This window comes from Stenotrophomonas sp. YJH_SMC_81 (assembly GCF_059370875.1).
Map to the genome: position 1 here is coordinate 92,704 of NZ_JCAFUB010000003.1, position 24,991 is coordinate 117,694.

Annotated in this window: 24 protein-coding genes; 15 read left to right on the plus strand and 9 right to left on the minus strand. The window is 65.9% G+C overall.

What is annotated here, in order from left to right; all coding sequences use genetic code 11:
• Nucleotides 1–202: 202 nt before the first annotated feature.
• From AC5P8U_RS06940 to ykgO, 6 genes are all read right to left on the minus strand, one after another.
• Nucleotides 203–1,423 carry a TraB/GumN family protein gene (locus AC5P8U_RS06940; RefSeq protein ID WP_088496762.1) on the minus strand — a complete coding sequence of 407 codons (1,221 nt, stop codon included), beginning with the start codon at nt 1,421–1,423 and terminating at the stop codon, nt 203–205.
• A gap of 4 nt (nt 1,424–1,427) precedes the next feature.
• Nucleotides 1,428–1,958, minus strand: a complete 531-nt coding sequence (locus tag AC5P8U_RS06945) for a GNAT family N-acetyltransferase (RefSeq protein WP_005416225.1) — start codon at nt 1,956–1,958, stop codon at nt 1,428–1,430.
• Nucleotides 1,959–1,972: 14 nt separating this feature from the next.
• Nucleotides 1,973–2,860, minus strand: coding sequence for a carbon-nitrogen hydrolase (locus tag AC5P8U_RS06950; RefSeq protein WP_005416226.1), 888 nt, complete (start codon nt 2,858–2,860; stop codon nt 1,973–1,975).
• A 162-nt stretch (nt 2,861–3,022) separates the two neighbouring features.
• Nucleotides 3,023–4,060, minus strand: coding sequence for an agmatine deiminase family protein (locus AC5P8U_RS06955; protein ID WP_005416227.1), 1,038 nt, complete (start codon nt 4,058–4,060; stop codon nt 3,023–3,025).
• A 39-nt stretch (nt 4,061–4,099) separates the two neighbouring features.
• Entirely contained in the window at nt 4,100–4,399 is a 300-nt protein-coding gene (locus tag AC5P8U_RS06960; RefSeq protein WP_227837998.1) for a hypothetical protein, read from the minus strand.
• A gap of 175 nt (nt 4,400–4,574) precedes the next feature.
• Nucleotides 4,575–4,700: a type B 50S ribosomal protein L36 gene (ykgO, locus tag AC5P8U_RS06965; RefSeq protein WP_005409283.1), complete on the minus strand. Its 126-nt coding sequence runs from the start codon at nt 4,698–4,700 to the stop codon at nt 4,575–4,577.
• 197 nt (nt 4,701–4,897) lie between these two features.
• Between ykgO and cmk the strand changes: the two genes are divergently transcribed.
• The 8 genes from cmk to galU all read left to right on the plus strand — a co-directional run bounded on the left by cmk (nt 4,898) and on the right by galU (nt 13,184).
• The gene (cmk, locus tag AC5P8U_RS06970; RefSeq protein WP_061477909.1) at nt 4,898–5,575 is read left to right on the plus strand and encodes a (d)CMP kinase; all 678 of its coding nucleotides are present in this window, start codon (nt 4,898–4,900) and stop codon (nt 5,573–5,575) included.
• A 198-nt stretch (nt 5,576–5,773) separates the two neighbouring features.
• A complete protein-coding gene (gene rpsA / locus AC5P8U_RS06975; RefSeq protein WP_005416230.1) occupies nt 5,774–7,459 on the plus strand; it encodes a 30S ribosomal protein S1 in 1,686 nt (561 codons plus the stop codon).
• An 87-nt stretch (nt 7,460–7,546) separates the two neighbouring features.
• Nucleotides 7,547–7,852, plus strand: coding sequence for an integration host factor subunit beta (locus tag AC5P8U_RS06980; protein WP_005409286.1), 306 nt, complete (start codon nt 7,547–7,549; stop codon nt 7,850–7,852).
• Between the two features lie 77 nt (nt 7,853–7,929).
• Nucleotides 7,930–8,214, plus strand: coding sequence for a LapA family protein (locus AC5P8U_RS06985; RefSeq protein ID WP_061477908.1), 285 nt, complete (start codon nt 7,930–7,932; stop codon nt 8,212–8,214).
• Nucleotides 8,215–8,220: 6 nt separating this feature from the next.
• Complete coding sequence (gene lapB / locus AC5P8U_RS06990) at nt 8,221–9,399, plus strand: lipopolysaccharide assembly protein LapB (protein WP_005416232.1); 1,179 nt, start codon at nt 8,221–8,223, stop codon at nt 9,397–9,399.
• 3 nt (nt 9,400–9,402) lie between these two features.
• A complete protein-coding gene (locus AC5P8U_RS06995) occupies nt 9,403–10,392 on the plus strand; it encodes an MraY family glycosyltransferase (protein ID WP_188241274.1) in 990 nt (329 codons plus the stop codon).
• A gap of 3 nt (nt 10,393–10,395) precedes the next feature.
• On the plus strand, nt 10,396–12,309 hold the full coding sequence (locus AC5P8U_RS07000; RefSeq protein WP_032954120.1) for a polysaccharide biosynthesis protein: 1,914 nt from the start codon (nt 10,396–10,398) through the stop codon (nt 12,307–12,309).
• Nucleotides 12,306–13,184, plus strand: coding sequence for a UTP--glucose-1-phosphate uridylyltransferase GalU (gene galU / locus AC5P8U_RS07005; protein ID WP_072168277.1), 879 nt, complete (start codon nt 12,306–12,308; stop codon nt 13,182–13,184). Before AC5P8U_RS07000 ends, galU begins: the two co-directional genes overlap by 4 nt.
• A 477-nt stretch (nt 13,185–13,661) precedes the next feature.
• Here galU and AC5P8U_RS07010 read toward each other — a convergent pair whose 3' ends face one another.
• From AC5P8U_RS07010 to AC5P8U_RS07020, 3 genes are all read right to left on the minus strand, one after another.
• Nucleotides 13,662–14,870 (minus strand): acetyl-CoA C-acyltransferase, encoded by a 1,209-nt coding sequence (locus tag AC5P8U_RS07010; protein ID WP_005409292.1) that lies wholly within the window; start codon nt 14,868–14,870, stop codon nt 13,662–13,664.
• Nucleotides 14,871–14,939: 69 nt separating this feature from the next.
• Entirely contained in the window at nt 14,940–17,312 is a 2,373-nt protein-coding gene (locus AC5P8U_RS07015) for a 3-hydroxyacyl-CoA dehydrogenase/enoyl-CoA hydratase family protein (RefSeq protein ID WP_088496169.1), read from the minus strand.
• Nucleotides 17,313–17,351: 39 nt separating this feature from the next.
• Nucleotides 17,352–18,005, minus strand: a complete 654-nt coding sequence (locus AC5P8U_RS07020; RefSeq protein ID WP_061477903.1) for a TetR/AcrR family transcriptional regulator — start codon at nt 18,003–18,005, stop codon at nt 17,352–17,354.
• 342 nt (nt 18,006–18,347) lie between these two features.
• Between AC5P8U_RS07020 and ndk the strand changes: the two genes are divergently transcribed.
• From ndk to der, 7 genes are all read left to right on the plus strand, one after another.
• The gene (gene ndk / locus AC5P8U_RS07025; protein WP_005409295.1) at nt 18,348–18,773 is read left to right on the plus strand and encodes a nucleoside-diphosphate kinase; all 426 of its coding nucleotides are present in this window, start codon (nt 18,348–18,350) and stop codon (nt 18,771–18,773) included.
• A 10-nt stretch (nt 18,774–18,783) separates the two neighbouring features.
• Complete coding sequence (gene rlmN / locus AC5P8U_RS07030) at nt 18,784–19,989, plus strand: dual-specificity RNA methyltransferase RlmN (RefSeq protein WP_005409296.1); 1,206 nt, start codon at nt 18,784–18,786, stop codon at nt 19,987–19,989.
• A complete protein-coding gene (pilW, locus tag AC5P8U_RS07035) occupies nt 19,976–20,761 on the plus strand; it encodes a type IV pilus biogenesis/stability protein PilW (RefSeq protein ID WP_072168970.1) in 786 nt (261 codons plus the stop codon). The genes rlmN and pilW overlap by 14 nt, the downstream gene beginning before the upstream one ends.
• Nucleotides 20,762–20,779: 18 nt before the next feature.
• Nucleotides 20,780–21,649, plus strand: a complete 870-nt coding sequence (locus tag AC5P8U_RS07040) for a RodZ domain-containing protein (RefSeq protein ID WP_049413003.1) — start codon at nt 20,780–20,782, stop codon at nt 21,647–21,649.
• Between the two features lie 65 nt (nt 21,650–21,714).
• On the plus strand, nt 21,715–22,353 hold the full coding sequence (locus AC5P8U_RS07045) for a YfgM family protein (protein ID WP_111007939.1): 639 nt from the start codon (nt 21,715–21,717) through the stop codon (nt 22,351–22,353).
• Nucleotides 22,353–23,561, plus strand: a complete 1,209-nt coding sequence (gene bamB / locus AC5P8U_RS07050; RefSeq protein WP_111007940.1) for an outer membrane protein assembly factor BamB — start codon at nt 22,353–22,355, stop codon at nt 23,559–23,561. The genes AC5P8U_RS07045 and bamB overlap by 1 nt, the downstream gene beginning before the upstream one ends.
• A gap of 18 nt (nt 23,562–23,579) precedes the next feature.
• Complete coding sequence (der, locus tag AC5P8U_RS07055; RefSeq protein WP_005413118.1) at nt 23,580–24,977, plus strand: ribosome biogenesis GTPase Der; 1,398 nt, start codon at nt 23,580–23,582, stop codon at nt 24,975–24,977.
• Nucleotides 24,978–24,991 lie beyond the last annotated feature (14 nt).

The following is a 24,991-nucleotide window of genomic DNA, read 5'->3' on the forward strand; positions in this document are numbered from 1 at the left end:
CTCCCCCTTTTTTTGCTCGCCGCGTCTGCTTGCCTCTGTAGAGCCGAAGGCAGCGGCAGGAGCCGCTGCCAACGTCGCTTGCGACGGCCCGGAGGGTGTCGGCCAGGACGGCCGGCATAGCCATGCTCGGCTGCTGTTCGCCGCGTTGCGGCATCGCCCGGGCATGGGCTCGGGCGCTACAGATTCTGTGGCCGGTTGAGGCTTACCCCGCCACCTTGCCCCACACCTTGAACGTGGTCAGCCACAGGCCGAGCATGCTGCCGATGTTGGTCAGCATGAAGGTCAGCACCACGCGGGTAACGCGATTGCGGTACCAGCCCTTCAGGCTCTGCGCATCGTCGCGCAGCTTCAGGAAGTCCTCGTAGGCTGGCTTGCGCACACGCGCTTCCACCAGTGCCGAGAAGGCGCCGGTCGGGATGCTCAGGCGGAACGGCTTGAACGGGGCCACCGCGATCGCGGTGAGGATGCTCAGCGGGTGACCGCCGGCCAGAAGGCAGCCCAGGCCGGCCAGGCCGCCGGTATACATCGCCCAGGTTGCCAGCAGCTCGGTGCCTACGCCCAGGCCGCCGCGGTAGAAGCCTACGCCGATGCCGGTCGCCACGATCGCCAGGATGCCCAGCGTGAACCACGGGATGTTGCGCTTCTTCGGCACCGCCTCCAGCTCGGCGCGCAGCGGCGCCGGTGCCTCGGTGTCGGTTTCCAGGTGGCGTGCCAGACCCGCCAGGTGGCCGGCTCCGACCACTGCCAGCACTTCGCGCTGGTGCGGGTCGTGTTCTTCGCGCAGGCGGGTGGCCATGTAGCGGTCGCGCTCGCCGATGATGGTTTCGTACAGCGCCGGGCTCTCGCTGGCGAACTCACCGAAGCTCGATTCCAGCATGTCGCCCTGTTTGAGCTTCTCGATCTCGTTCTCGCCCACTTCCTCGGACGAGAACAGGCCGGCGCCGAGGCCGGCAACCAGCTTCAGCTTGCCGAAGAAGCCCAGCCGTTGCGACGCGCGGCGGAAGGTCAGGCCAACCTCGCGGTCGATCAGGTGCACCGGCAGGTTGCGTTCGCGGGCGAGTTCCACCGCACGTTTCAGCTCGGCACCGGGCTCGATGTCGAGTTGCTCGGCCAGGCGGCGCTGATAGGCGGACAGAGCCAGGTTGGCGGCGAACAGGGCGACGCGGCCCTTGCGGATCACCTCGACCAGGTCGAGCTTGGCGAGTGTGTCGGGGTCGCTCAGCGCCTGCAGGCGCTGCGGGTCCAGCTCGACGGCAACGGCATCGAAGCGGCCGCTGTCGATGGCTTTTTCAACGGCCTCGACGCTGGCGCGGGAGACGTGGGCGGTGCCCAGCAGGGTGTAGCGCACGCCGTCGCGTTCGACGACGCGCACCGGCTGGCCGGCGAACAGGTCGTCGCCGGTCTCGGGAAGGGTTTCGGTCATGGGTTCATTCATTGGAGGGTGCGGTGTCGGCGCCATCGCCGAGCGCGCGCTGCATCTGTACGGTGTCCAGCCAGCGGCCATGCTTGCGGCCGAGGCCACGGAACACGCCCACCAGCTCGAATCCGAAGCGTTCGTGCAGCTTGATCGAGGCGGTGTTGGTCGGTTCGCCGATCACCGCCACCATCTGCCGGTAGCCACGTGCCACGCAGGCGTCGATCAAGGCCTGCAGCAGGCCGGTGCCGACACCCTTGCCCTGGAACGCGGCATCGACGTAGACCGAGTTCTCCACGGTCCACTGGTAGGCAATGCGGGTGCGATAGGTGTTGGCATAGGCATAGCCAGCCACCTGGCCGTCGATCTCGGCGACCAGGTAGGGGAAGCCACGATCGATGATGTCGCGCATGCGGCGCAGCATCTCGGTCGCGTCCGGGATGTCGTACTCGTAGGTGTTGACGAAATCGGTCACTTCCACCGCGTAGATGGCGGTGATCGCGTCGATGTCGGCCGGGCCGGCATCACGGATGAGGACGGCCATGCGCGGGCTCCGGCTCAGTCGATGTAGCGCTTGAGCAGGTCGCCGTATGCATCGATGCGGCGATCGCGCAGGAACGGCCAGATGCGGCGCACATGCTCGCTGCGCTGCAGGTCGACGTCGCACAGCAGCACGGTGGCCTCGGTGCCGGCCTCGGCCAGGAACTCGCCCTGCGGGCCGAGCACGTGGCTGTTGCCCCAGAACTGGATGCCCGACGCGCCCAGCGGCGACGCCTCGTGGCCGACGCGGTTGCAGCTCAGCACCGGCAGGCCGTTGGCCACGGCGTGGCCACGGTGGCTCAGCACCCAGGCGTCGCGCTGGCGGGTCTTCTCGTCCTGCACGTCGTCCGGGTCCCAGCCGATTGCGGTCGGGTACAGCAGCAGTTCGGCGCCGGCCAGCGCCATCAGGCGCGCCGCTTCCGGGTACCACTGGTCCCAGCACACCAGCACGCCCAGGCGGCCCACCGAAGTGTCGATCGGCTTGAAGCCGATGTCGCCCGGGGTGAAGTAGAACTTCTCGTAGAAGCCCGGGTCGTCCGGGATGTGCATCTTGCGGTACTTGCCGAGCAGGCTGCCGTCCTTTTCAAACACCACGGCGGTGTTGTGGTACAGGCCGGCAGCGCGGCGCTCGAACAGCGAGCCGACCAGCACCACGCCATGCTTCTTCGCCAGTGCGCCCAGGCGCTCGGTGCTTGGGCCCGGAATGGATTCGGCCAGGTCGAATTCGTCCACCGATTCGTGCTGGCAGAAATACGGGCCGTTGTGCAGTTCCTGCAGCAGCACCAGCTTGGCACCCTGCGCAGCCGCCTCGGCCACGCGTGCTTCGATCACCGCCAGGTTGGCGGCGGCATCACCGTGGTTGCGCTCCTGGATCAGGGCGACGGTAAGGGGGCTGCGCGAGTTCATGCGGGGCGTTCCTGCGGGGGAAAACCTGCATGTTAGCGCGGATGGGCGGCGACGGCGTGTTGCGCGCTGAATGGGTGATGGTCGTGCCGGCCGCTGGCCGGCATCCCCATCAATCCGTCAGGCATTGCCTGGTTGCCGGCCAGCGGCCGGCACTCCCTTTTCTCAGACCTTCAACAACCCGGCCGGCAGCTGCATGGTGATGCAGTGCAGGCTGCCGTTCTGCCAGATCAGCGAGCGGCAAGGCACCTGCACGATCTCGCGACCCGGATGCGCCTGGGCCAGCACATCACGGGCCAGGTCGTCGGCCGGGTCGCCATAGGCCGGCATCAGCACCGCGCCGTTGACGATCAGGTAGTTGGCGTACGACGCAGCAAGACGGCGGCCTTCGTCGATCACCGGCCGCGCCCACGGCAGCGGGAACAGGCGATACGGCTGGCCGTCCTTGGTGCGCAGCGCGGCCAGCTCATTGCCCATCGCCTGCAGCTCGGCGTAGTGCGAATCGCTCTCGTCGTCGCAGGCCTGGTAGACGATGCTGTCAGCGGAGGCGAAGCGGGCGAGGGTGTCGATGTGGGCGTCGGTGTCGTCGCCTTCCAGGTAGCCGTGGTCCAGCCACAGCACGCGGTCCTGCTGCAGCCAGTCGGCCAGGTCGGCGCTCAGGCTGGCGCGGTCGCGGTCCGGGTGGCGTTCGTGCAGGCACTTCCAGGTGGTCAGCAGGGTGCCTTCGCCGTCGGTTTCGATGCCACCGCCTTCCAACGCGAACGGAATGCTGCGCACCGGGGCGTCGTTGAACACGCCAGCCTGGTCGAGCACGCCCACCAGCTGGTCATCCAGGGTGGCGTCGAACTTGCCGCCCCAGCCAGTGAAGCGGAAGTCCAGCAGCTGGAAACCGCCGTCGGCGCGGCGCAGGGTGATCGGGCCGGAGTCGCGCAGCCAGGTATCGTCGTAGGCGGCCGTGGTGAAGTGGACCTTGTCCATGTCGATGCGGTTGGAGCGCAGCCGCATTTCGGCATAGGTCTCCACATCGTCGTCGGCCACGCAGATCAGCACCGGCTGGAAGCGGGTGATGGCCGCGACCAGGGCGATGTAGGTCTCTTCCACCTGGCCCAGGCGGTCGGCCCAGTCGGTGTCGGCGGTGGGCCAGGCAATCAGGACGCCGCTCTGGGCTTCCCACTCGGCAGGAAAACGAAGGGTCTGGTTCATGGTCTCGCTACACAGGCCCGCCCACGGCGGGTAAAGGGATCAACGGATCGGTGGTTTCGGGCCGATTTCGTTCGGGTCCGCCTGGTTGGCCACCACGTCGATCACCTTCTGCTTCTCGAAGTAGACGGTGAACTGCGGGTACACCCAGCGGTTGATGGTCGGCCACTGCCGCTTCTGCCCGCCACGCGGCTGCAGTTGTTCGCTGGGCGCGCCGAACTGCGCCTGCACCTGCTGCATGCTCTGGCCGCGCACGGGCAGGGCACCGGCCGGCTTCTCGCGGGCACGGTCGACAAGCAGGGTATCGGCCAGTGCCGGTGTGGCGGCGGCCAGGGTGGCCATTACGGCCAGGGCGGACAGGTAACGCTTCATCTCGATCTACTCCCCAGTGGTCAAGAAAGGCGATTACAGCAAAAACGGCAGGAAAAAGCCGCATAAACAAAAAACCGCCCGAAGGCGGTTTCTTGCATCGGGTCGGCCCCGCGTAGGGCCAGCCGCAGCCGGAAGGCTGTGAGGCTTAGCGCTGACGCGCCTTGAAACGCGGGTTCGACTTGCAGATGACGAAGATCTTGCCACGACGACGCACGACCTTGCAGTCACGGTGACGGGCCTTCGCCGACTTCAGGGAGGACAGGACTTTCATGGCATACCTCGGCGTAAACAGTAGTTGTTCGGGTGGAGCGTGGCCGCGATATGCGAAAGACAATCGGCAGTTGACGCTCGTTCAAGCCCGCCATTCTACCGGGCTTTTCCTCATGGTTTCAAGTGGTTGCACAAAAGATCCCGCTGGGGGCGTCTGGCAGGGGCTAGAATGGCCTCTTCACACGCTCTGGGACCCCCATGAATCCACTCGCTCCCGTCCTGACCATCGACGGCCCATCCGGGGCCGGCAAGGGTACCATCAGCCGCATCATCGCGCGCAGGCTGGGCTGGCATTACCTGGATTCGGGCGCGCTGTACCGGGCGGTGGGCGTGGCCGCAAGCTGGGCCGACATCGACACCTCCGACGCCTCCGCGCTGGTCCGCTGCACCTTTGACACTCACGTTCAGTTTGTCGAGCAGGGCGATGCCATGCGAGTCATGGTCAACGGCACCGATGCCACCGACGAGCTGCGCCTGGAGACCACCGGGGCGCTGGCCTCGGCCATTGCCGCCATCCCGGAGGTCCGGGCCGCCTTGAAGGAGCGGCAGCGCGCATTCAGGGAACTGCCAGGCCTGGTCGCCGACGGCCGCGACATGGGCACGGTGATCTTTCCGGACGCCCCCTACAAGGTCTTCCTGACCGCCAGTGCCGAGGAGCGCGCCGAGCGCCGGCATAAGCAGTTGAAAGACAAGGGGGTTTCTGTTAACTTTGATGACCTCCTGCGCGAGATCATGGCCCGCGACGCCCGTGATGCTCAGCGTACCGTGGCGCCCCTGAAGCCGGCAGACGATGCTGTCCTCATCGACACCACAGGCATCGGCATCGATGATGTCGTTGCCCGAGTGATGGATCTGCTTCCGGTTCCGGCTGCCTGATCCGTTCGCGCGGGAGCACTGCCAGCCGCATCGGCAGTGGTCGCGCATAGCAGTGCTGTACCAGCCCCGTCGCGCAATGATGCGTGGCGGTTTTCCTACTACACACGACCTGCGTTTCCGGGGTCGACCAACAGGCGGGCGGTCGCCATTCCCCTGAAGGGGACGCCACCGACCCATGTGTCCAACAGAGTAAATCTAATGACCGAATCATTTGCCGAACTGTTTGAAGCCAGCCAGGCCAACCTGGCCAAGCTGAAGCCGGGCGCCATCGTCAGCGGTACCGTTGTTGAAGTCCGCGGCGACGTCGTGGTGATCAACGCTGGCCTGAAGTCCGAAGGCATCGTGCCGATCGAACAGTTCCGTAACGACGCTGGCGAAATCGACGTCGCCGAAGGCGACATCGTCAAGGTCGCCCTCGACTCGATCGAGAACGGCTTCGGCGAAACCGTCCTGTCGCGCGAGAAGGCCAAGCGCGCGATGGTGTGGGACGAGCTGGAAGAAGCGTTGGAGAAGAACGAAACCATCACCGGCCGCATCAGCGGCAAGGTCAAGGGTGGTTTCACCGTGGACATCAAGGATGTCCGCGCCTTCCTGCCGGGTTCCCTGGTCGATGTGCGCCCGGTGCGCGATCCGGCCTACCTGGAAGGCAAGGAACTCGAGTTCAAGCTCATCAAGCTGGACCGCAAGCGTAACAACGTCGTGGTCTCGCGCCGCGCTGTCGTCGAAAGCGAGCACTCGGAAGAGCGCGAGCAGCTGATGGACAAGCTGCAGGAAGGCGCGATCCTGAAGGGTGTCGTCAAGAACCTGACCGATTACGGCGCGTTCGTGGATCTGGGCGGTATCGACGGCCTGCTGCACATCACCGACATGGCGTGGAAGCGCGTGCGTCACCCGTCGGAAGTCGTGAACGTCGGCGACGAGCTGGACGTCCGCGTGCTGAAGTTCGACCGCGAGCGCAACCGCGTTTCGCTGGGCCTGAAGCAGCTGGGCGAGGATCCGTGGGACAACATCGGCCGTCGTTACCCGGCCAACAGCCGCGTCTTCGGCAAGGTCTCCAACGTCACCGATTACGGCGCGTTCGTTGAGATCGAGCCGGGCGTCGAAGGCCTGGTGCACGTCTCCGAGATGGATTGGACCAACAAGAACGTCAACCCGTCCAAGGTTGTCCAGGTGGGTGATGAAGTCGAAGTGATGGTGCTGGACGTCGATGAAGAGCGTCGCCGCATCTCGCTGGGCATGAAGCAGGTTGCCGCCAATCCGTGGGAAACCTTCGCTGCCACCCACAAGAAGGGTGACAAGGTGTCGGGCCAGATCAAGTCGATCACCGACTTCGGCATCTTCATCGGCCTGGACGGCGGCATCGACGGCCTGGTCCACCTGTCCGACATCAGCTGGAACACCACCGGCGAAGACGTCGTTCGCAACTTCAAGAAGGGCGATACCCTGGACGCCGTCGTCCTGGCCGTCGATCCGGAGCGCGAGCGCATCTCCCTGGGCGTGAAGCAGCTGGAGCAGGATCCGTTCGGCCAGTACATGGCTGCCAATCCGAAGGGTTCCAAGGTCGAAGGCGTGGTGAAGGAAGTCGACGCCAAGGGCGCGATCATCGAGCTGGCTGACGGCATCGAAGGTTACGTCTCGGCCCGCGACATCGCCAACGAGCGCGTTGACGACGCCACCCAGCACCTGAAGGTCGGCGACAAGGTCGAAGCCAAGTTCGTGGGCATGGACCGCAAGGGCCGTACCCTGCAGCTGTCGATCAAGGCCAAGGACGACGCTGAAATGCGCGAAGTGCTGGAGGAATACCAGTCCTCTTCGGCTTCCAGCGGCACCACCCAGCTGGGCGCGCTGCTGCGTGCACAGCTGAACGGCAACAAGTCCGAGTAATCGGCCTTAGGCTGTTTGATGTTTCCTGGACGGCCCGGGCATTGCCCGGGCCGTTTCAGGCTGAGATGCCCCTGATGTGAGCCGGTAATGACCAAATCCGAACTGATCGAAATCCTTGCGCGCCGCCAGGCGCACCTGAAGGCCGATGATGTCGATCTGGCGGTGAAGTCGTTGCTGGAAATGATGGGCGGATCGCTGTCCGCCGGGGATCGCATCGAAATCCGTGGATTTGGCAGCTTCTCGCTGCACTATCGTCCGCCGCGCCTGGGTCGCAACCCGAAGACCGGCGAATCGGTTGCCCTGCCGGGCAAGCATGTCCCCCATTTCAAGCCGGGCAAGGAACTGCGCGAGCGGGTCAGCAGTGTGCTGCCGCTGGACGCCGATCCGGCCTGAGCCTGCCGTCGCGCCACCGCGTGCGAATCCAGCCGCGAGTCGGATAAGCTACGGACTCCTGCCACTGGAGCTGTCGCATGAAGGTTTTTCGTCTGCTGGTCCTGCTGGCGGTACTCATTCTTGGGTTGATCATCGGTGCCATGAACATGGACGAGATGACCATCAACCTTGTTTTCACCCAACTGAAGACCTCGGTCGGCGTGGCAATCATTGCCGCATTGCTGATCGGCGTCATCGTCGGTGCTGGCCTGGTGCTGGTGAGCGTGGTCATTCCGCTCTACGGCCAGCTGCGTCGCGCCAACAAGTCCGCTGCCGCTTCGCCGGCACCGGTTGCTTCCCCCCAATCTTTTGATGGACGTTGATCGAAGATGGATTTCGTCACCGAGTGGTTCTGGTTCTTCCTGTTCGTACCGCTGGCCGCACTGGCCGGCTGGGTGATCGGGCGGCGTGGTGGCCAACGCCACGGTGACAGCCAGGTCAGCCGCCTGTCGAGCACCTATTTCCGTGGCCTGAACTACCTGCTCAACGAGCAGCCGGACAAGGCCATCGAGCTGTTCCTGCACATCGCCGAGCTGGACAAGGAAACCTTCGAGACCCAGGTCGCGCTGGGCCATCTGTTCCGCCGTCGTGGCGAGGTCGACCGCGCCATCCGCCTGCACCAGGGCCTGGTCAATCGCCATGACCTGAGTGACGCACAACGCGTGCAGGCCCTGCTGGCCCTGGGCGAGGACTACATGAAGTCCGGCCTGCTGGACCGTGCCGAGACCGTGTTCACCGAGCTGGCCCAGCTGGATCAGCGCGCACCGCAGGCGCTCAAGCACCTGATCGGCATCTACCAGGCCGAGCGTGACTGGGAAAAGGCGATCGACAACGCCACCCGTTTCGAGGATGTCACCGGCGAGCCGATGGGCAAGCTGATCGGGCAGTTCGAGTGCGAACTGGCCGAGCGATTCCGTGGCGCCGGCAAGCTGGAAGAGGCGAGGGCAGCGATCGCCCGCGCCTATCAGGCCGACGCGATGTCGGTGCGCGCCGGCATCATCGAGGGCCGGTTGGAAACCGACGCAGGCAATCCTGAGGCCGCCGTGCGCGCCTTCGAGCGCGCCGCGCGCAACGATCCCGAATACCTGCCGGAACTGCTGCCGGCGTTGATGCAGAACTATCGCAAGGTGGGCGATCTGGCAGGTGCGCGCGCGTTCCTGTCGGAGATGACCGAGCATTACCGTGGCATTGCCCCGGTGCTGGCGCTGACCCGGCTGATGGAGGAGCAGGAAGGCGTGGCCCCGGCGCGTGCCTACCTCGGCCGCCAGCTGAAGGATCGCCCGTCGGTGCGTGGCGAGTCCGCGCTGATCGACCTCACCCTCGCCGAGGGCGCCGATTCCACCGCCACCCTGCATGACCTCAAGCACATCACTGACCAGCTGCTGGTGCGTAACCCGGCCTATCGCTGCACCCGCTGCGGCTTCGGTGCGCGTACCCACCACTGGCAGTGCCCGAGCTGCAAGGAGTGGGGAACGGTCAAGCCACTGCTGAACTACGCGGTGCTCTGATCCATGCCCTGGCTTGTGATGGGCGCGCTGCTGGGGCTCGCCCTGCTGAGTGCGGTGCTGACCTGGGCTGCACGTGGCTATGCGCTGCGCCAGCAGTTGATGGACCAGCCCGGCGAACGCCGCAGCCATAGTGTCGCTACCCCGCGCGGTGGCGGCATTGCCATCGTCATCAGCCTGCTGGTGACTGCAGCCGTGGCCGTCTGGGCCTGGCCCGAAAGCACGCCGACAGTGCTGGTGGCCAGCCTTGGGCTGGTGCTGGTGGCCGGCATCGGCTGGTGGGACGACCACAGGCCCCTGCCAGCGATGCGTCGCCTGCTGGTGCATTTCATCGCCGCGGCGCTGCTGGCCGGCCTGGTGAAGGTGAATGGCGGCAGCTGGCTGTTGGCGGCGCTGGTGCTGCTGTTCACCGCCTCACTGATCAACATCTGGAATTTCATGGACGGCATCAACGGCATTGCCGCCAGCCAGGCCGTCGTGGCGATGCTGGGGCTGGCGCCGGTGCTGCCGTGGCCGTACTCGCTGGCTGCCGTGGCCCTGGGCCTGGCCTGCCTTGGATTCCTGCCGTTCAACTTCCCTCGGGCCCGGATCTTCATGGGCGATGTCGGAAGCGGCGCGTTGGGGTACGCGGTCGCAGCGGTGCTGGCGCTCGCCAGCGTGCGTACCGATATCAACTGGATCCTGCTGCTGGTCCCGGTTTCGCCGTTCCTCGTGGACGCGGGCTTCACACTGCTGGCGCGCATCATTTCGGGACAACGCTGGATGGAACCCCATACCCAGCACGTCTACCAGCGCGCGGTGCAGGCAGGAGCCAGTCACCCCCAGGTGACAGGGATGTACTTTGCTTTGGGCCTGTTCAGTATTACAGTGTTCAATGTCTGCTCCAATTTGCAGCCGAGGTGGGAGGCTGCCGTGGCGATCGCGTGGTTCACCGCGCTGAGCGTCCTCTGGCTCCTCCTGCGCAATGGAATGCGCTACCGACAAGGAAATACCTGACTTATGGCTTCACCCTGGCGGGACAGAATCCTCGGCCTGATGCCGCGTTCGGCCATCGTCTGCCACGACCTCTTCATGGTCTGGGCATGCTGGCAGTTGCTCCATGCAGGGCGTTACTCGATCCTGCCCAACGCTCCGGCGCTGCCCCTGTGGAACGTCGATACCACCCTGGTGCTGCTGCTGCAGGGCCTGGTGTTCTGGCGCGTGGGCCTGTATCGCGGGCTATGGCGGTTCGCCAGCGTCAGCGACCTGCTGAACATCTTCAAGGCCAGCTTCATCGGCATGGTCGCCATCGTCCTGGTGCTGATGTGGAAGCGCTTCGACGGCGTGCCGATGTCGGTGCTGGTGATCTACCCGTTCGCGCTGTCGGCCCTGCTGGGCGCACCGCGCCTGCTGTACCGGGCCTGGAAGGATTACCAGGCACTGCAGTCCGATTCCAGCGCCCGCCGCGTGCTGATCCTCGGCGCTGGCCAGGCGGCGGAAACACTGGTGCGCGACCTGCGTCGTTCCGGCAACTTCGAGCCGGTCGGGCTGCTCGACGATGCACCGCACCTTCGGGGTGCCAAGCTGCAGGGCCTGCCGATCCTCGGCACCCTGGATGACGCCCCGACGGTGGTCCGCGAGACCGCTGCCAAGCTGCTGGTCATTGCCATGCCGTCACTGGACGCCGCAGGCATGCAGCGCGTTGTCGCGATCTGCGAAAGCACCGGTGTGCCGTTCCGTACCGTGCCCAAGCTCAGCGACATCCTGCAGGGCCAGTCGCTGCCGGGCCAGCTGAAGGAAGTGGCGATCGAAGACCTGCTGGGCCGCAAGCCGATCATGCCGGACTGGAACCTGATCCGCGGCTGGTTGGGTGGGCGCACTGTGATGGTTACCGGCGCCGGTGGTTCGATCGGCTCGGAGCTGTGCCGCCAGTGCGCGCGGCACGGTGCTGGTCGCATCATCCTGCTGGAGATCAGTGAACTGCTGTTGTTGACCATCGAAGGCGAGCTGCGGCGCAGCTTCCCCGATGTCGAGATCGAGGCGGTGCTGGGCGACTGTGGCGACCCTGCCGTGATCCGCCACGCGCTGTCACTGCACCCGGTCGATACCGCCTTCCATGCCGCCGCCTACAAGCACGTGCCCGTGCTGGAGCGGCAGCTGCGCGAAGCGGTGCGCAACAACATCCTGGCGACCGAGAACGTCGCCCGCGCGTGCCTGGAAGCCCGCGTGGAGCATTTCGTGTTCATTTCCACGGACAAGGCGGTCGACCCGGTCAATGCGCTGGGTGCGAGCAAGCGCTACGCCGAGATGATCTGCCAGAGCCTGGACCAGAAGTCCACGCACACCCGTTTCGTCACGGTGCGCTTCGGCAACGTGCTGGCGTCGGCCGGCAGCGTGGTGCCGCTGTTCCGCGAGCAGATCCTGCGCGGTGGTCCGGTCACGGTCACCGACCCGGAAGTCAGCCGTTACTTCATGACCATCCCCGAGGCCTGCCAGCTGATCCTGCAGGCGGCCGCGTCGGCGTCGCATGGTGCGATCTACACCCTGGACATGGGCGAGCCGGTGCCGATCCGCGTGCTGGCCGAGCAGATGATCCGCCTGACCGGCAAGCAGCCGTACAAGGACATCCAGATCATCTACACCGGCCTGCGCCCGGGCGAGAAGCTGCACGAGACCCTGTTCTATTCGGACGAAGACTACCGTTCGACCGCCCACCCGAAGATTCTCGAGGCCGGCGTGCGTACGTTCTCGCGCGACCTGGTGCTGGGCAATGTTCCGCGCCTGCGCGAGGCGATTGCCAGCTACGACACTGCCAGCATCCAGGAAATCCTGTTTGCGACGATGCCGGAATTCTCGCCAATCGAACAGGATGCTTACATTTCATCCGCTAAAGTCGTGCCCTTTCCGGCACGTGAGGCAAACAGGCACCAATGAGCAAGCGAATTCGCAAGGCAGTTTTCCCGGTGGCAGGACTGGGAACGCGTTTTTTGCCAGCAACCAAGACTGTGCCGAAGGAGATGCTGCCGATCATTGATCGGCCGCTGATCCAGTACGCCGTTGATGAAGCCATCGAAGCCGGCTGCGACACGCTGGTGTTCATCACCAACCGCTACAAGCACGCGGTCGCCGATTATTTCGACAAGGCCTACGAGCTGGAGCAGAAGCTCGAGCGCGCCGGCAAGCAGGAGCAGCTGGAGCTGATCCGGCATGTGCTGCCCAATGGCGTGCGCGCGATCTTCGTGACCCAGGCCGAGGCGCTGGGCCTCGGGCACGCAGTACTGTGTGCCAAGGCTGTGATCGGTGACGAGCCGTTCGCGGTGCTGCTGCCCGACGATCTGATCTGGAACCGCGGTGCCGGTGCGCTGAAGCAGATGGCCGACCTCAATGAAGCCAGCGGTGCCAGCGTGATCGCGGTCGAAGACGTCCCGCACGAAAAGACCGCCAGCTACGGCATCGTCGCCACTGAGGCGTTCGATGGCCGCAAGGGCCGCATTTCGCAGATCGTCGAGAAGCCGAAGCCGGAGGACGCGCCGAGTGACCTGGCAGTGGTCGGCCGCTACGTGCTGAGCCCGAAGATCTTCGAGCTGCTGGAACAGACCCGGACTGGTGCCGGCGGTGAGATCCAGCTGACCGATGCGATTGCCGAGCTGCTGAAGACCGAAGAAGTCGATGCCTATCGTTTCGAGGGCACCCGCTTCGACTGCGGTACGCACCTGGGGCTGGTGGAGGCGACGATCCGCTTCGCGCTGGACAACCCGAAGCTGGCCGGCCCCGCGCGGGAGAAGCTGGCGGCGATGCTGGCGGAGTAAGGGATTTAGCAAGCGCTCCGTCAGCGCTTTGATTGATACATGGGGGAGGGGGCGGATGGCCCTCTCCAAAACACGCCAAAGCCCTTCCATGGTGCTCGATGGCGCCATCCCTGGCGCCAACGGTTTTGGAGAGGGCCATCCGCCCCCTCTCGACAGTTTCCTGCGGGCGCGGACGGGAAGGGCGGAATCAAAGGCAGAAGCAAAAGCAAAAAAGGCAGCCATAGGTTGCCTTTTTTGCTTGTTGGGGTCAGAGCCCTTTGCGTAGCAAAGGGCTCTGACCCCGGCCTTTGACCCTGCCTTTGCTCATCCCTCCGCCGCGGGGGGGGGGCTGGAAGGGCCGGGTTGGCAGGGCTGCCCGGGACCGTTGGCGCCATGGATGGCGCCATCGAGCCCCCATGGAAGGGTTCACGGCGTGTCCCGGGCAGCCCTGCCAACCCGACCCACGCCATGAAGCCCAACGAGGCAACGCCTTGAACCTTACAGCGCCTCGAAAATACCCGCCGCACCCATGCCGGTGCCGATGCACATCGTCACCATGCCGTACTTCTGCTGGCGACGACGCAGGCCGTGCAGCAGGGTCGCGGTACGGATCGCGCCGGTCGCGCCCAGCGGATGGCCCAGGGCGATCGCGCCGCCCAGCGGGTTGACCTTGCTCGGGTCCAGGCCGCAATCGCGGATCACTGCCAGCGACTGCGCGGCGAAGGCTTCGTTCAGTTCAATCCAGTCCAGCTGGTCCTGGGTCAGGCCGGCCTGCTTCAGGGCCTTCGGGATCGCGGCGATCGGGCCGATGCCCATCACTTCCGGGCGCACGCCGGCCACCGAGAAGCTGACGAAACGGGCCAGCGGGGTCAGGCCGTAGTCCTTGATCGCCTGCTCCGAGGCCAGCAGCACGGCACCGGCGCCATCGCTCATCTGCGACGAGTTGCCGGCGGTGACGGTGCCGCCGAACTGGCCGTTGCGGAACACCGGGCGCAGCTTGGCCAGGCCTTCAGCGGAGGAGTCCGGGCGCGGGCCCTCGTCGGTGTCGGCGATCTTGTTGCGGGTGATGATGCGCTGGCCGTCGGCCAGGTCCGGCAGGTGCGAGACGATCTCGTACGGGCTGATTTCGTCCTTGAACTCGCCGTTCTGGATCGCGGCCATGGCCTTCTGGTGCGAGGCCAGGGCGAACGCGTCCTGGTCTTCGCGCGAGACCTTCCACTCTTCGGCCACCTTCTCGGCGGTGATGCCCATGCCGTAGGCGATGGCGACGTGGTCGTTGTCGAACACGCTCGGTGCCATGGCGATCTTGTTGCCCATCATCGGCACCATCGACATCGACTCGGTACCGCCGGCCAGCATCAGGTCGGCGTTGCCCAGGCGGATCGCGTCGGCGGCCTGCGCCACGGCCTGCAGGCCAGAGGAGCAGAAGCGGTTCACGGTCTGTGCGGCGATGGTGTTCGGCAGGCCGGCCAGCAGCACGCCGATGCGCGCCACGTTCATGCCCTGCTCGGCTTCCGGCATGGCGCAGCCGATGATGGCGTCATCGATGCGGTTGACGTCCACGCCCGGGGCCTGGGCGACGACGCTGCGCAGCACGTGCGCAAGCATGTCGTCGGGGCGGGTGTTGCGGAACATGCCCTTGGGCGCCTTGCCAACCGGGGTACGGGTGGCGGCGACGATGTAGGCGTCCTGGATTTGCTTGGTCATTGCAGTGATCTCTTGAATAGGGGTTGGAAGAGGTTGCCGGCCAGCGGCCGGCACTACCGATGTCTTCCGTCAGTTCCGCAGCGGCTTGCCGGTCTTGAGCATGTGCGCGATGCGGGCCTGGGTCTTTTCCTGCTGGGCCAGTTCGACGAAGTGCTTGCGCTCCAGGGTCAGCAGCCACTCTTCGTCCACCAGGGTGCCGCGATCGACCTTGCCGCCGCACAGCACGGTGGCGATGCGCTCGGCGATCTCGTAGTCGTACGGGCTGATGAAGCGGCCTTCCAGCATGTTGACCAGCATCATCTTGAAGGTGGCGATACCCACGTCCCCGGCGACCTGGATGCGGCGTGCAGGCAGCGGCGGACGGTAGCCGGCTTCGGCCAGGGCGCGTGCTTCGGCCTTGGCGATGTGCAGGGCCTCGTAGCTGTTGAACACCACCTTGTCGGTGCTGCGCAGCAGGCCCAGCTCCTTGGCGTTGACCGCCGAGTTGGACACCTTGGCCATCGCCACGGTCTCGAAGGTCTTCTTCAGTTCGGCGAACACGTCGCCACCCGGGCCCGCAGCCTGCGAGGCGCGCACCGCCAGTTCCTTCAGGCCGCCACCGGCCGGCAGCAGGCCGACACCGGCTTCGACCAGGCCGATGTAGCTTTCCAGGAAGGCCACGGTCTTGGCGCTGTGCATCTGGAACTCGCAGCCACCACCCAAGGCCAGGCCGCGCACGGCGGCCACCACCGGCACCAGCGAGTACTTGATGCGCTGGCTGGTGCGCTGGAAGTTGGCGACCATCTCTTCGAACTGGTCGACCTTGCCGGCCTGCAGCAGGCCCAGTGCACCGGCCAGGTCGGCACCGGCGGAGAAGGGTTCCTTCTGCTGCCAGATCACCAGGCCCTGGAAGTCCTTCTCGGCGCGGCTGACGCATTCCTGCAGGCCATCCAGCACTTGGTCGGACACGGTGTTCATCTTGGTCTTGAAGCTGACCACGGCGATGCCGTCACCGTCGTGCCACATGCGCAGGCCGTCGTTCTCGAACACGGTCTCGCCCGGCGCGAACTTCTCGCCCAGCAGCGGATCCGGGAAGCGCTGGCGCTGGTACACCGGCAGCGACGAACGCGGCAGCTTGGCGTTGCGCGACGGGCTGTAGCTGCCCTCGGCGGCGTGCACGCCATCGCGGCCATCGAACACCCAGTCCGGCAGCGGTGCGTTGCTCATGCTCTTGCCGGCCACGATGTCATCGGCGATCCACTGCGCGACCTGCTTCCAGCCGGCGGCCTGCCAGGTTTCGAACGGGCCCAGCGACCAGCCGTAGCCCCAGCGGATGGCCAGGTCGACGTCGCGCGCGGTCTCGGCGATGTCGGCCAGGTGGTAGGCGCTGTAGTGGAACAGGTCGCGGAAGGTCGCCCACAGGAACTGCGCCTGCGGGTGCTGGCTTTCCCGCAGCTTGGCGAACTTCTCGGCCGGGTTCTTGATCTTCAGGATCTCGACCACTTCCGGGGCGGCGGTGCGGTCGGCCGGGCGGTAGTCCTGCTTCTCCAGGTCCAGCACGACGATGTCCTTGCCGACCTTGCGGAAGATGCCGGCGCCGGTCTTCTGGCCCAGCGCGCCCTTGGCAATCAGCGCGTCCAGCCACTTCGGGGACTTGAAGAATTCATGCCACGGGTCATTCGGCAGGGTGTCGCCCATGGTCTTGATGACGTGCGCCATGGTGTCCAGGCCGACCACGTCGGAGGTGCGGTAGGTGGCCGACTTCGGGCGGCCGACCAGCGGGCCGGTCAGGCCGTCCACTTCGTCGAAGCCCAGGCCGAACTGCTGGGTATGGTGGATGGTCGACAGGATCGAGAACACGCCGATGCGGTTGCCGATGAAGTTCGGGGTGTCCTTGGCGTACACCACGCCCTTGCCCAGGGTGGTGACCAAGAAAGCTTCCAGGCCTTCCAGCACGGCGGCATCGGTGGTGGTGGCCGGGATCAGCTCGGCCAGGTGCATGTAGCGCGGCGGATTGAAGAAGTGCACGCCGCAGAAGCGGTGGCGCAGCTGCTCGGGCAGCACGTCGGCGAGCTTGTTGATGCCCAGGCCCGAGGTGTTGGAGGCCAGCACCGCGTGGTCGGCCACGAACGGGGCGATCTTCTTGTACAGGTCCTGCTTCCAGTCCATGCGCTCGGCGATGGCCTCGATGATCAGGTCGCAGTCCTTCAGCTGCTCCAGGCCGGACTCGTAGTTTGCCGGGGTGATGGCTTCGGCAAGCGACTTGCTGGCCAGCGGCGCGGGACTCAGCTTGCCCAGGTTGGCGATCGCCTTCAGCACGATGCCGTCGGCCGGACCTTCCTTTGCAGGCAGGTCGAACAGCACGGTGTCGACGCCGGCGTTGGTGAGGTGGGCGGCGATCTGGGCACCCATGACGCCGGCACCCAGCACGGCGGCGCGGCGGACTAGCAGGGAATTGGACATGGTGTAGGGCCTTTGTTGGTCAGCAGTTACTGGGTGGAATCAAACGGAAGCGGGCAGGGCGCTGGCGCGTGCGGCGGCGCGGAACCCGGCTTCGGCGAAATGGATCAGTTCGTGGGCGGCATGGGCACGATGCGCCGCTTCGGTGACACCGGCGGGACGCTTGATCAGCCCGAAGTCGGCCATGGCATAGGTGAGCGAACCGGCCAGGAAGTCCAGGCGCCAGTACAACTCTTCCTTGCTCAGGCCGGGCACGCATTCGCCGATGGCCTTGCCGAATGCACGCAGCACGTGGCCGTAGTGGTCGGACAGGAACTTGCGCAGGTTGTCGTTCTTCTCGGCATAGGCGCGGGCGATCACGCGCACGAAGGCGCCGCCGTTCTGGCGGTCCTGGGCCAGCGCCAGGGCCGGCTCGACGAAGGCGGCCAGCACCGGGCGCAGTTCGCCAGGGTGCTCGGCGCGGGCGCGTTCGAGCTGAGACAGGCGGGCGCCGGTCATCTCGTCCATGCGGCGGCGGAATACCTCGTTGACCAGGTTTTCCTTGGAACCGAAGTGGTAGTTGACCGCCGCGATGTTGACGTCGGCCTGGCTGGTGACCTGGCGCAGCGAGGTGCCGGCGAAGCCGTGCTGTGCGAACAGCTCCTCGGCCGCGCCGAGGATCCGGTCCTTGGTCGAGAAGTGTGCGGGCTTGGCCATCGGTGGGCGGACCTTAATCAAACGATTGTTTGATACTAGAACCAGACGGTAGCGTATGGCATTTTGCAGTGCAGCAAAATTGCCCGGGCCGGTCAGATTTCACTCAGGTGGGTGAATGGGTGGATCTGAACCTGTAGAGCCGAGCCCATGCTCGGCTGCTCTTTCCAAAGGTCAGCCGAGCATGGGCTCGGCTCTACAGGAGGGCCGCAGGCCCTCTACCACCCAGCCGCGTTATCTTTTACAATTCGCCTACGTTTATCAGGCTAAGCCCGCGTCCCGACGCGGGTTTTTTTCATGTTACCCTTCGGGCCATCAGCGGCCCGATTCCATTGGAGACATCCCATGGCGCTGGAGCGCACCCTTTCGATCATCAAGCCGGACGCCGTTGCCAAGAACGTCATCGGCGAAATCTACGCCCGCTTCGAGAAGGCCGGCCTGAAGGTCGTGGCCGCCAAGTACAAGCAGCTGTCCCGCCGTGAAGCCGAAGGCTTCTACGCCGTGCACCGCGAGCGTCCGTTCTTCAACGCGCTGGTCGAGTTCATGATCTCCGGCCCGGTGATGATCCAGGCCCTGGAAGGCGAGAACGCCGTCCTGGCCCACCGCGACCTGCTGGGCGCCACCAACCCGAAGGAAGCCGCGCCGGGCACCATCCGCGCCGACTTCGCCGAATCCATCGATGCCAATGCCGCCCACGGCTCGGACTCGGTCGAGAATGCCGCGATTGAGATCGCCTACTTCTTCGCCGCCACCGAAGTCGTCTCGCGCTGAGAGTAATGCCGTGAACGAGGTCGTACAGTCCCCCGCCATCCAGCCGCTGCCGAAGTCGGCACCCACGGCTGGCAAGCAGAACCTGCTCGACCTCGATCGCGCGGGCCTGGAGAAGTTTTTCGTCGAGGTTCTCGGCGAAAAGAAGTTCCGTGCCCATCAGGTGATGAAGTGGATCCACCATCGCTACGTCACCGACTTCGATGAAATGACCGACCTCGGCAAGGTCCTGCGCGCCAAGCTGCAGGCCCATGCCGAGGTGCTGGTTCCCAACATCGTGTTCGACAAGCCCTCCGCCGACGGCACCCACAAGTGGCTGCTGGCGATGGGCGTGGATGGCAAGAACGCCATCGAGACCGTGTACATCCCGGACAAGACCCGCGGCACGCTGTGCGTGTCCTCGCAGGTCGGTTGCGGCCTGAACTGCACGTTCTGCTCCACCGCCACCCAGGGCTTCAACCGCAACCTGACCACCGCCGAGATCATCGGCCAGGTGTGGGTTGCCGCACGCCACCTGGGCAACGTGCCGCACCAGATGCGCCGCCTCACCAACGTGGTGATGATGGGCATGGGCGAGCCGCTGATGAATTTCGACAACGTCGTGCGCGCCATGAGTGTGATGCGCGACGACCTGGGCTACGGCCTGGCCAACAAGCGCGTGACCCTGTCGACCTCTGGCCTGGTGCCGCAGATCGACCGCCTGTCTGCCGAAAGCGACGTGTCGCTGGCGGTGTCGCTGCATGCGCCGAACGACGCGCTGCGCGAGACGCTGGTGCCGCTCAACAAGAAGTACCCGATCGCCGAGCTGATGGCCTCGTGTGCACGCTACCTGCGCGCCAACAAGCGCCGCGAGTCGGTCACCTTTGAATACACCCTGATGAAGGGCATCAACGACAAGCCTGAGCATGCCCGGGAGCTGGCCCGCCTGATGCGCCAGTTCGACAACGCGGTGCAGGCCAAGGATTCGGGCAAGGTCAACCTGATCCCGTTCAACCCGTTCCCGGGCACCCGCTACGAGCGATCGGAAGAAGCGCACATCCGCGCCTTCCAGAAGATCCTGCTCGACAGCAACGTGCTGACCATGGTCCGCCGCACCCGTGGCGACGACATCGATGCCGCCTGTGGCCAGCTCAAGGGCCAGGTGATGGACCGCACCCGCCGCCAAGCGGAGTTCAACAAGACGCTGCAGGCGGGGAAGGGGAGCGATGCCGCGGCCTGACCGCCTCTGGCTGGTTCTGTTCGCGGGCGTGCTGGCCGTTGCGGTCGGCGGCTGCAAATCCCATCCCAAGGCCAAGCTTGGGCCGAGCCAGGCGCCGGTCTATTCGGTGGCTGACCCGGAAAGCGTGCGGCGCGAAGTGCGCTGGCGCGACCTGTTGACCCTGGCGACCCGTGACCTGCAGGTCGGCAATCTCGACGCCGCCGAGCGCAAGGTGCGCGAAGCGCTGAAGCTGGCGCCCGAGGCGCCCGATGCGCTGGTGCTGCAGGCCGGCATCGATGACCGTCGTGGCCGCACCCGCCAGGCGGGCGAGAATTTCCGCAAGGCCGCCGAGCTGGCGCCGCAGCGCGGGGACGTGCTCAACAACTACGGTGCCTGGTTGTGCCAGCAGGGCCAGCCGGCCGAATCGCTGGTCTGGTTCGACCGGGCGCTGCAGGCGCCGGGCTATGCCACCCCGGGCGAAGCGCAGGCCAATGCCGGCAGCTGCGCACTGGACGCTGGGCAGCTCGAACGTGCCGAGCGCGACCTGCGCGCGGCACTCGTCGCGGCGCCGGCCAACCCGGTGGCGCTGGAGTCGATGGCCCAGCTGAGCTTCCGCCAGGGCCGCTACATGGAGGCCCGGGCCTTCGCCGAACGTAGGATTGCGGCTGCACCCGCAACGCGTTCCGTGTTACAACTTGCGTCTCAAATCGAAGCGAGGCTGGGCGATCGGGCGGCATCTGATCGCTATCTGCAGCGGATTCGACAGGAATTTCCGCAGGATGCGGGCTCCTAACTCCAGGGTTGATGCATTGTGATTGATGACCAGACTGTGAGCGCTCTCGAGACTGCGGCCGGCTGCGGCACCCGCCTGCGCCAGGCCCGTGAAGCGGCCGGACTGACCCTCGAAGATGTCGGCTCGCGCCTGCGCATGCCGGTCCAGGTGGTCAAGTCCCTGGAAGAGGAACAATGGCAGAAGCTGGGGGCGCCGGTGTTCGTGCGCGGCCAGCTGCGCAGCTATGCGCGCCTGCTCGACGTGGACGTGGGCGAGCTGCTGGAGCAGGCCCAGGTCGGCCCGGTGGTTCCGCCCACCCTGGTCAGCCATACCCATACCCCGCGTGCGCGCCGCATCGCCGAGAACCTCGGCCGGCGCGTGCTGTATGTCGGCATCACCGCCGTGCTGGCGGTGCCGGTGTGGTTCGCCACCCGTGGCCACTTCGACGGCAGCGCGACCCCGTCGCCGAGCACCGCCTCGCTGGACGTGATCCCGGCCGCCGTGCCGGTCACGCCGTCCGCAGCCGGTAGCGAGACGGCCGCCCCGGCCGAAGCAGCCACGGCCCCGGCCAGCAAGCCGGCGGCCACCCCTTACGTCGCCTCGCTGGCCCCGGTGCCGCGCCCGGCGCCGGCCCCGGCTGCCGGCAATGCGCTGGAAATGCAGTTCAGCGGCGACAGCTGGGTCGACATCGGCGGCCCGGACGGCAGCACCGTCGAGAAGGCACTGATCAAGTCCGGCGAGACCCGCAGCTTCACGCCGGGCCAGGTGACCCGGGTGACCCTGGGCAACGCCTCGGCGGTCCAGGTTCAGCAGAACGGCGCTATCGTCGATCTGACCCCCTACCAGCGAGCCAACGTGGCACGCTTTCAGGTATCCTCTGAAGGCTCCGTAGTCCCGGTTTCGCACTGAGGCGCGGTTTCACCACCTTCGATTAAACCCAATGGTCCCTCCCGACGGGCGGGGCGAGAGTACGCATGGCGATCGACGATCTGCTCGACGAGCACGAACAAAGTGAACGCGTCCGCAGCTGGCTGCGGAAGAATGGCGCCAGCATCCTCGGTGGCGTAGTCATCGCCATCGGTGCCATTGCCGGCTGGCAGTGGTACCAGAAGGATCAGGGCAGCAAGCTGGCCTCGGCCAATGTCGAGTACCAGAAGGCCCTGCAGGGCCTGCAGCAGAACAAGCTTGACGACGCCGCCAAGGCGGTCAAGGCGCTCGAAGCCGGCCCGTCCAGCATCTACGGCGACCTCGCGGCGCTGCAGCTGGCCAAGGCCCAGGTCGACGCCGGCAAGAACGAAGAGGCACTGGCCACCCTGCGCAACGTGAAGGTCGAAGGCGACCTGCAGCGCGTGGTCGACCAGCGTGTGGCCCGCCTGCTGGTGGCCACCGGCAAGAGCGACGAGGCCATCAAGCTGCTGGGCAGCGCCACCGACAGCAGCAGCCTGGAAATCCATGGCGATGCGCTGATGGCGCAGGGCAAGCGCGATGAGGCCCGTGCACAGTACGAGAAGGCGCTGAAGACGCTGGACGTGGCAGCGCCGCAGCGGCGCCTGCTGGAAACCAAGGTTATGGACGCCGGCGGCACCGTTGCCGCCCCTGCGGAGTCGGTTTGATGAGTCAGAAGGTCATGATCACCCGCGTCGCCACCGTGCTCCTGATGGGCATGGCCCTGACCGGCTGCGGCACCATGAAGGGCTGGTTCGCCGGCAAGGACGCGGCGGCGAAGAAGGCACAGGAACCGGCTGAGCTGGTCAAGTTCGAGCCGACCGTGAAGGTCAGCAAGATCTGGTCGGTCAACCTCGGCAAGGGCGAGCGTCGCATCGGTGTGCGCCAGGGTCCGGCGGTGGCCAACGGCCACGTGTTCGCTGCGGCGATCACCGGTGGCGTGCACGCCATCGACCTGCAGACCGGCAAGAAGGTCTGGACCTGGGAGCCGAAGAAGGAAAAGAAGAAGGCCAAGCTGCGCTTGTCCGGCGGCCCGGGTGTCGGTGAGAACCTGGTCGTGATCGGCACGCTGGATGGCCAGGTCATCGCGCTGGACATCAACGACGGCAGCGAGAAGTGGCGCGCCCGTGTTCCGGGTGAAGTGATCGCCGCGCCGGCCGTTGCCCAGGGCATGGTCTACGTGCGCAGCAACGACGGTCGTGTGACCGCCTTCGATGTCGGCAACGGCACCCAGAAGTGGTTCAACCCGAGCGAGCTGCCGGCGCTGACCGTGCGCGGCAACGCGCCGGTGGTGACCGGCCCGGGCGTGCTGTTCATCGGCAAGGACGAGGGCGCGGTTGCGGCCCTGGCCCAGCAGGATGGCCGCACGCTGTGGGAACAGAACCTCGGCAACGGCGAAGGCCGCACCGAGCTGGAGCGCATGGCGGACGTCGACGGCGCACCGGTGCTCGACGGCAACACCCTGTACGTGAGCAGCTTCAAGAACCAGACCATGGCCATCGAAGGCCCGACCGGTCGCCCGCTGTGGGCGCGCGACCATGGCGGTGCCGGTGGCGTGGCGGTATCGTCCGGCAATGTGTTCGTGACCGACAACAAGGGCGGCGTGTTCGGCCTGGACAAGGCCAGCGGCGCAGCCATGTGGTCGCAGACGGCACTGGCCCGTCGCTCCCTGACCGGCCCGGCACTGCACGGCGACTACGTCGTGGTCGGTGACTACAAGGGATACGTGCACTGGTTGCAGACCTCCGATGGTGCGATGGCGGCACGGGCAAAAAGTGGCGGCGACGCCCTGCTGGCCCAGCCGGTCGTCGTCGACGGGGTGCTGCTGGTGCAGAACGTGGATGGCAAGCTGACCGCCTTCCGGTTGGCAAACTAAAAAATTGGAGTAATCGCGATGCTGCCTCTGGTCGCCCTGGTTGGACGGCCGAATGTCGGCAAGTCGACTATTTTCAATGCGCTTACGCGCACCCGTGACGCGCTGGTCCATGACCAGCCCGGCGTCACCCGCGACCGCAACTACGGTGTCTGCCGCCTCGACGAGGACAACCATTTCCTCGTCGTGGATACCGGCGGTATCGCCGGGGAAGACGAAGGCCTGGCCGGCGCCACCACGCGCCAGGCGCGTGCGGCCGCGGCCGAAGCCGACCTGATCCTGTTCGTCGTCGACGCCCGCGAGGGCACCTCGGCGCTGGACGACGAGATCCTGGCCTGGCTGCGCAAGCTGTCGCGCCCGACGCTGCTGCTGATCAACAAGATCGATGGCACCGACGAGGACAGCGTGCGTTCCGAGTTCGCCCGTTACGGCTTCGGCGAGATGCTGACCGTCTCGGCCGCGCATCGCCAGGGCCTGGACGATCTGTTGGACGAAGTGATCCAGCGCCTGCCGGAAGAAGGCAGCGGTGAAGAGCTGGACAACGACCCGAACCGCATCCGCATCGCCTTCGTCGGCCGCCCGAACGTGGGCAAGTCGACCCTGGTCAACCGCATCCTCGGCGAGGAGCGCATGATCGCCTCCGACGTGCCGGGTACCACCCGCGACTCGATCGCGGTGGACCTGGAGCGCGACGGCCGTGAGTACCGCCTGATCGACACCGCCGGCCTGCGCCGTCGTTCGCGCGTGGACGAGGTCGTCGAGAAGTTCTCGGTAGTCAAGACCATGCAGTCGATCGAGCAGTGCCAGGTGGCCGTGCTGATGCTCGACGCCACCGAAGGCGTGACCGACCAGGACGCCACCGTGCTCGGTGCCGTGCTCGACGCCGGCCGCGCGCTGGTGATCGCCATCAACAAGTGGGATGGCCTGACCGAGTACCAGCGCGAGCAGGCCGAGACCATGCTGTCGCTGAAGCTGGGCTTCGTGCCGTGGGCCGAATCGGTGCGCATCTCGGCCAAGCACGGCTCGGGCCTGCGTGAGCTGTTCCGTGCGGTGCATCGTGCGCACGAATCGGCGAACAAGACCTTCACCACCAGCGAAGTGAACAAGGCGCTGGAAGTGGCCTACGAGACCAACCCGCCGCCGACCATCCGCGGCCATGTCTCCAAGCTGCGCTACGTGCACCCGGCCGGTTCCAACCCGCCGACCTTCATCGTGCACGGCACGCGCCTGAAGGAGCTGCAGGAGTCGTACAAGCGCTACCTGGAGAACTTCTTCCGCAAGCGCTTCAAGCTGATCGGCACGCCGGTGAGCTTCATCTTCCGCGAGGGTACCAACCCGTACGAGGGCAAGAAGAACGTCCTCACCGAGCGGCAGGTCAAGGCAAAGCGGCGCTTGATGAAGCACGTCAAGGGCAAGTGATTCACGGGAAGGCG